Raw genomic sequence first — 7,379 nt, forward strand, 5'->3', positions numbered from 1 at the left:
AGGGGCAGCCGCATGCGGGATCCGATGACCATCCTCACCGACGCCTTCACGTCCTTCCTCTTCGGCAAGGTCGAGACGACCCGCCTGCCGGTACGCACCTCCACGGGCCAGGCCCAGGCGGTCTACCTCCCGACCGCCGCCCCGGGCCTCGGCGACTCGGGCGTCATCATCGGCCGCGAGGTCTACTCCGGGAAGGGGTACATCTACGACCCCTTCCAGCTGTACGGCCAGCAGCTCCCGGCCCCGCACTGGCTGGTCCTGGGAGAGTCCGGCAACGGCAAGTCGGCGCTGGAGAAGACGTACGTCCTGCGCCAGCTGCGCTTCCGCGACCGCCAGGTCGTCGTCCTCGACGCCCAGGGCGAGGACGGAGTGGGCGAATGGAACCTCATCGCGCAGGAGCTGGGGATAACTCCCATCCGGCTGGACCCGATGGCGGCTCTGGACATGGGGATCCGGCTCAACCCGCTCGACCCGGCGATCACGACGACCGGGCAGCTCGCCCTGCTCAGGACCATCATCGAGGTCGCACTGGGCCACGGCCTCGACGAGCGCTCCGGCTTCGCGCTCAAGGTCGCCCACGCCTACGTCAACGAGACGATCGTCGAACGCCAGCCGGTGCTGACGGACATCGTCGAGCAGCTGCGGCACCCGGAGCCGGAGTCCGCCGAGGCGATGAACGTCGACATAGACGACGTACGGGCGTGGGGCCTGGACGTGGCGCTGGTCCTGGACCGCCTGGTCGACGGTGACCTGCGGGGCATGTTCGACGGCCCCACGACGGTCGGCATCGACCTGGACGCCCCGCTGATCGTCTTCGACCTGTCCCACATCGACCGCAACTCCATCGCCATGCCCATCCTCATGGCGATCGTCGGCGTGTGGCTGGAGCACACCTGGATCCGCCCCGACCGGAAGAAGCGCATCTTCCTGGTCGAGGAGGCCTGGCACATCATCAACAGCCCGTTCGTGGCCCAGCTCTTCCAGCGGCTGCTGAAGTTCGGCCGCCGACTGGGCCTGTCGTTCGTGGCGGTGGTGCACCACCTCAGCGACGTGGTGGACGGGGCGGCGGCGAAGGAGGCCGCGGCCATCCTCAAGATGGCCTCGACCCGGACGATCTACGCCCAGAAGGCCGACGAGGCCAGGGCGACGGGCCGGGTGCTGGGCCTGCCCCGCTGGGCGGTGGAGATCATCCCGTCGCTCACTCCCGGCATCGCCGTCTGGGACGTCAACGGCAACGTCCAGGTCGTCAAACACCTGATCACCGAGACCGAACGCCCCCTGGTCTTCACCGACCGGGCCATGACCGAGTCGTCCGTCGACCACCAGCTCGCGGACGACGCCCTGCGCGCCGCCGAACTGGAGGCCGAGGAACGCGCGGCGGCCTTCGTCGAACAGCACCTCGGCGACTCCGAGTCGACGGTGGCGTAGGAAGAGCGGGGGGAAGAGCCATGAGACCGGGTGACGAGCGCGACCGGCGACAGGGCGGCCAGGGAGGCATCCCCGACGGCCTCCTGGTCGGCATACTCGCCTTCCTCCTCGGCATGACCCTGCTGGCCTGGTCCGCCACGGGCCTGGCCGCCCTGTTCGCCCACGGCGCCTGGCCCGAAGGCGTCACCTTCACCCGCACCCCCCTGGCCATCCGCCACCTCGTCGCCCGGCCGCACGACATCCCCGGCGCCTGGCCCGACGCGCCCGAGTCCGGCCTCTCCGGCTACGGCCTGTTCTGGGGCCTGTTCATCGGCCAGGTCATGATCCTGATCGTCCTGACGGTGTTCGTGCTCGGCACGGTGGTGCGCTGGAGGGCGGTGCGGGCGCGCAGGCGGATGCAACTGGTGGAGCCGGTGCCGGAGCCCGGGACGCCCACGGTCGCCGAGGTCCCGGTGCCACGCGCCGAGCCGGAACCGGAACCGGAACCGGCCAAGGTGCTGCGGGAAGCGACACCGGTGGAGTCGGCTCCCCTGCCGAGCCTTTCGGGCAACGGCGAACAGGCAGGTGGGTGGGAAGCACACCGCGCGGAAGGCCCGGTGCTCTACGGCCCCCCGGAAACCCGTCGGACAACCGCGGCCCAGGCCGTACGCGACGCGGAGGGCCCAGCCCTCGTCGTCACCTCGAACCCCGCCATCTGGCAGGACACCAAGGACGCCCGCGCCAAACTCGGCCCGGTCCACGTCTACGACCCCACCCACCGCTGCGACACCCCGGCCCGCCTCCACTGGTCCCCCACCTCGGGCTGCGAGGACAAGCAGACAGCAACGAAGAGAGCCGTCGCACTCCTCGCCCCGATCCGCCCCACCGCCCGGCTCGACCAAGCGGTCAGCGACACCGCCGAAACGCTCCTGCGCAGCTACCTGCACGCCGCCGCCATCGACGGCCGCACCATCCGCCACGTCCACCGCTGGTCCCAGGGCAACCAGATCCAGGACGCCGTACGCACCCTGCGTACGAACCCCAAGGCAGCCCCCGGCTCCGCCGGCGAACTCGAAGCCGCCCTCACCGCCCACACCGAACGCCGAGACATCGCCCAGGAGTTGACGAGCAGGGCACTCTCCGCCCTCTTCACGCTCCACATCCGTGAGGCCTGCACACCCAACCGAACCGATGCCCTCGCCCTGGATTCCTTCGTGGACGAAGGGGGCACGCTTTATGTGGTCGGTGAATCCATCGAGGACCCCCGGACCAACCCGGGCGCGATGCCTCTGCTCACCGCTCTCGCCGCAAGCGTGGTCGAGCGCGGCCGGCGCATGGCCGAACGGTCATCCTCCGGTCGCCTCGACCCACCACTGACCCTCGTCCTGGACGACGTCGCCGCCGTGGCCCCGCTCCCCCAGCTCCCGGACCTGCTGGCCGCCGGAACCGACCGCGGCCTGCCGACCCTGGCCCTGCTCCGCTCCCGCGAACAGGCCCGCACCCGCTGGCCCGACACCGAACTCCCGGTGTAGCGGCCTCAGTCACACACCCGGTCCAGGACGAACTCCAGCTCCCGCTCCCCCGCGTCCCCCGCGTCCCCCAGCGGCACGATCACCCCGCTCGGCACGAACCCCACCTTCCGGTAGAACCGCTGGGCCCGCCCGTTCTCCTCGTGCACGATGAGCCGCACCCGCTCGGCTCCCCGCTCCCACGACCACTCCAGCGCGGCGTCGAACAACACCTCGGTCAGCCCGTTCCCCCGCTCCTCGGGCCGCACGAACACCCCGACGAGATGGGTCTGCTTGCGCTCGACCGCGAACCCGGCCCAGTCCGTCGTCCCGGGCTCCTCGACCAGCACGGTCAGCGTCCCGACCCACCGCCCGTCCGGCCCCTCGGCGATGATCTGCTGCGCCCCTTCCGCGCCCTCCGCCGACCCGGCCACCCGCTCCTTCCAGAACGAGTCCGGCTTGGCCGCGGCCTCCTCGTACGTCTCCAGGAAGGCGAGATGCGCCACGGGGTCCCGCAACGCGTCAAGCCGCAATACCTTCGCGGCAGGCCACTCGTCAGCGCGCACGGACCGGATCACATAGCTGCTCATGCCAGCCACCGTAATACCCGGGTACTACGCCTCTCACCTCGAATACTGCCCTCGGTCGGACGCCCGCCGCCCCCGCCCGGACGAGCATCGAAGCATGATTACGGCACAGGACCTCACCAAACGCTACGGCGACAAGACCGTCGTCACCGACCTCTCCTTCACCGTCCGCCCCGGCACGGTCACCGGCTTCCTCGGCCCGAACGGCGCCGGCAAGTCCACGACCATGCGCATGATTCTCGGCCTGGACGCCCCCACCCGCGGCCACGCCACCGTCGGCGGACGCGCCTACGCCACCCACCCGGCGCCCCTCCACGAGGTCGGCGCCCTCCTGGAGGCCCGATCGGTCCACCCCGGCCGCACCGCCCACCACCACCTGCGCGCCCTCGCCCACACCCACGGCATCCCGAAATCCCGCGTCGACCACGTCCTGGACCTCACCGGCCTGACCGAAGTCGCCCACCGCCGCGTCAAGGGCTTCTCCCTCGGCATGGGCCAACGCCTCGGCATCGCCGCCGCGTTGCTGGGCGACCCGGCCACCGTCGTCCTCGACGAACCGGTCAACGGCCTCGACCCCGAGGGCGTCCTGTGGATCCGCAACCTCCTCAAGTCCCTCGCCGCGGAAGGCCGTACGGTATTCGTCTCCTCGCACCTGATGAGCGAGATGGCCCTCACCGCCGAGCACCTGGTCATCATCGGCCGCGGCCGCCTCCTGGCCGACACCACGGTCGCCGACTTCGTACGACAGTCAGGAGCGGGCACCGTCAAGGTCCTCACCCCGGAAGCGGAAACCCTCCTACGACTGCTCTCCGCACCCGGCGTCGACCTCATCACCCCCGCCCCGGGAACCCTCGAAGTCCGCGGCACGGACGCCGAACACATCGGCCGCACCGCCGCCGCCCACGGCATCCCCCTCTTCGAACTCACCCCGAACACCGCCTCGCTGGAGGAGGCCTTCATGGACCTCACGCGCGACGCGGTGGAGTTCACCGCGACCCTGGAAGGAGCCGCGGCATGAGCACCATCGCACCTGTGGCGACGTACCGGGTGACCCCGTCCCGGGTCCTGCGCTCGGAGTGGCACAAGCTCTGGACCCTGCGCTCCACCTGGATCACCCTCGTCGCCACGAGCGCCCTGACCCTCGCCATGGGCGCGGGCATCAGCGCCGCCTACGACGGCAGCGGCGAAGCCGAGCTCGACACGGTCGTCCTGGTCCTCCTCGGCACCCAGTTCGCCCAGGTCAACCTCGGCGTCCTGGGCATCCTGTCCACCGCCGGCGAGTACTCCACCGGCCAGATCAGGGCGACGATGACAGCGGTCCCGAGCCGCCTGCCCGTCCTCTGGTCGAAAGCCGCCGTCCTCGCCGCCGTCGCCTTCGTCCTCACCCTGTGGACGAACCTCCTCACCTTCCCCCTCGCCCAGTCCTTCCTCTCCGGCACCGACCACGCCGCCTCCCTCGGCGACCCGGGCATCCTGCGCGCCCTCGTCGGCAACGCGGCCGGCCTCGCCCTGCTCACCGTCCTGGCCCTCGGCATCGGCGCCCTGGCCCGCTCGGTGCCGATCGCCACAGGCGCGTTCATCGGCCTCGTGATGATCGTGCCGGAAGTCCTGGCCATGCTCCCGTACGACCTCGTCGACGACGCCGTACGCTACTTCCCGGGCCGCGCCCTGGAAATCCTCACCACCGCCCAGCCGATGCCGGGCTCGGTCGCACCGGGCGCGGCACTGCTGGCGCTGCTCCTTTGGACGACGGCCACCCTCGCGGCAGCCGCGGCGGTCCTGAAGCGACGGGACGTGTGACGACACGACAGAAAGCCCTCACCATGGACTCCGTGGCGGAAGAAGGAACGGCCGAGGAACGAACGGCGGAACCCCTCACCGAGTACGTCCAACGCGTCAGCCGACGCGTACGCGCCTTCGACCGACGCCACCCCCTGGCCTGGGACCTCCACCTCACCGGCTTCTGGGTGACGGCGGCCGTCTTCCACTACTTCGACGGCGGCTGGCGCACCATCGCACGCGTCCCCGACACTCCGGGCTGGCTGGCCCTCACCTTGAGCCTCGGCCTGACGATCCCCCTCCTCCGGCGGCGCACCCACCCCCAGGCCGTCCTCCTCGCCATCGCCCCGGCCGCCCTGGTCAACGCCTGGACCGGCGCCACACTCCAGGCCTCCCTGCTCCAGCTGCTCGTCATCTTCCACATCGCCCTGCGCCGGCCCCCGCGCAACCTGTGGTGGGCGACGGCCGTGGTCATCACGCCGGTGGCGGTGGCCGCCGCCCGCCACCCTCGGGGAAGCCCCGACCAGGACATCGTCCCGGTACTGATGTCCATCGTCGTCGCGGCAGCCATCGGTATCACGGTCCGCACCCGCCGCGCCTACACCGAAGCCTTGGAGGACCGCGCCCGCCGCCTGGAGACCGAACGCGACCAGCAGGCACGCCTCGCCGCCGCCGCCGAACGCGCCCGCATAGCCCGCGAGATGCACGACATCATCGGCCACAACCTCTCCGTCATCACCGGCCTCGCCGACGGCGGCCGCTACGCGTCCGCCAAGTCCCCCGAGCGAGCCACCCAGGCCCTCACGGCCATCTCCACCACCAGCCGCCAGGCCCTCACCGAACTCCGCCGCCTCCTGGACGTCCTACGCGACGACGAAGGAGAACCGGCACCGGAACTGACCCCCCAGCCCGCCCTCACCGACCTCGACCACCTCATCGACGGCGTACGCTCCGCCGGCCTCTCCGTCCGCACCACCGTCCACGGCACCCCGACCCTCCCCCAGGGCCGCCAGCTCACCGTCTACCGCGTCATCCAGGAAGCCCTCACCAACACCCTCAAACACGCGGGCCCGGAGGCGACGGCACGGATAGAGATCTCGTACGAGGAGAAGGGCGCCGTCACCGCCACGGTGACCGACACCGGCCGTGGCGGCGAGACGGACGACACCGGCGGCGGCCGCGGCCTGCCCGGAATGCGCGAGCGAACAGCCCTGTACGGCGGCACACTTGAGGCCGGCCCACGCCTCCACCCCGATCAGGGCTGGCGCGTCCACCTTCACCTCCCGGAGGAAACCCCGCAGTGACCACGGTCCTCATCGCCGACGACCAGCCCCTGCAACGCTTCGGCTTCCGCATGCTGCTGGAGAGCCAGGACGACATGACGGTCCTGGGCGAGGCGACGAACGGCGCCGAGGCGACCCGCCTGACCGCCGAACTCCACCCCGATGTCGTTCTGATGGACGTCCGCATGCCCGGCCTGGACGGCATCGAGGCCACCCGCCGCATCGTCGCCGCCGGCGCCCGCACTCGCGTCCTCATCCTCACGACGTTCGACCTGGACGAGTACGCCTACGCCGGCCTGCGCGCAGGCGCCTCCGGCTTCCTCGTCAAAGACGCCCAGCCCGAGGATCTCCTCTCCGGCATCCGCGCGGTGGCCACGGGCGACGCGGTGGTGGCCCCCGGCCTCACCCGTCGGCTCCTGGACACCTACGCCCACCACCTCCCCACCAAAGTCCCCAAGGACAACCCGGACCAGAGGGAGAACGACCCTCGCCTCGCCCCCCTCACCGACCGCGAACGCGAGATCCTGACGGTCATCGGCCAGGGCTGGACCAACACCGAGATAGCCACCCGCCTCCACCTGGCCGAGTCCACGGTGAAAACCCACGTGGGCCGGGTCCTCGCGAAGACGGGCTGCCGGGACCGCGTGCAGGCGGTGATCCTGGCGTACGACACGGGACTGGTAAAGCCAGCCTGATAAAGCCGTCCTGGAAACGCAGAAAAGGCCCACACCGTGAGGTGTGGGCCTTTTCTGAATGATTGTTCGGCGGCGTCCTACTCTCCCACAGGGTCCCCCCTGCAGTACCATCGGCGCTGT

At 70.9% G+C, this 7,379-nt stretch carries 7 protein-coding genes; 6 read left to right on the forward strand and 1 reads right to left on the reverse strand.

Features of this window, described 5'->3' with window-relative positions; all coding sequences use genetic code 11:
* The first annotated feature begins 12 nt into the window (after positions 1-12).
* Entirely contained in the window at positions 13-1,428 is a 1,416-nt protein-coding gene (locus KUM49_RS37535) for an ATP-binding protein (RefSeq protein ID WP_217241445.1), read from the forward strand.
* Positions 1,429-1,448: 20 nt separating this feature from the next.
* On the forward strand, positions 1,449-2,939 hold the full coding sequence (locus tag KUM49_RS37540; protein ID WP_217241446.1) for a type IV secretory system conjugative DNA transfer family protein: 1,491 nt from the start codon (positions 1,449-1,451) through the stop codon (positions 2,937-2,939).
* 5 nt (positions 2,940-2,944) lie between these two features.
* On the opposite strand, the gene KUM49_RS37545 is transcribed toward KUM49_RS37540, so the two are convergent.
* Positions 2,945-3,505, reverse strand: coding sequence for a GNAT family N-acetyltransferase (locus tag KUM49_RS37545; RefSeq protein WP_217241447.1), 561 nt, complete (start codon positions 3,503-3,505; stop codon positions 2,945-2,947).
* Positions 3,506-3,599: 94 nt separating this feature from the next.
* Here KUM49_RS37545 and KUM49_RS37550 point away from each other — a divergent pair, with 94 nt between their 5' ends.
* The 4 genes from KUM49_RS37550 to KUM49_RS37565 are packed head-to-tail and all read left to right on the forward strand — an operon-like array spanning position 3,600 to position 7,259.
* Positions 3,600-4,520 carry an ABC transporter ATP-binding protein gene (locus tag KUM49_RS37550; RefSeq protein WP_217241448.1) on the forward strand — a complete coding sequence of 307 codons (921 nt, stop codon included), beginning with the start codon at positions 3,600-3,602 and terminating at the stop codon, positions 4,518-4,520.
* The gene (locus KUM49_RS37555) at positions 4,517-5,302 is read left to right on the forward strand and encodes an ABC transporter permease (protein ID WP_217241449.1); all 786 of its coding nucleotides are present in this window, start codon (positions 4,517-4,519) and stop codon (positions 5,300-5,302) included. The genes KUM49_RS37550 and KUM49_RS37555 overlap by 4 nt, the downstream gene beginning before the upstream one ends.
* Positions 5,303-5,325: 23 nt before the next feature.
* A complete protein-coding gene (locus KUM49_RS37560) occupies positions 5,326-6,585 on the forward strand; it encodes a histidine kinase (RefSeq protein ID WP_217241458.1) in 1,260 nt (419 codons plus the stop codon).
* On the forward strand, positions 6,582-7,259 hold the full coding sequence (locus tag KUM49_RS37565) for a response regulator transcription factor (RefSeq protein ID WP_217241450.1): 678 nt from the start codon (positions 6,582-6,584) through the stop codon (positions 7,257-7,259). The genes KUM49_RS37560 and KUM49_RS37565 overlap by 4 nt, the downstream gene beginning before the upstream one ends.
* Positions 7,260-7,379: the final 120 nt, after the last annotated feature.

It is taken from the genome of Streptomyces sp. AC555_RSS877 (genome assembly GCF_019049245.1).
Lineage (GTDB): Bacteria > Actinomycetota > Actinomycetes > Streptomycetales > Streptomycetaceae > Streptomyces.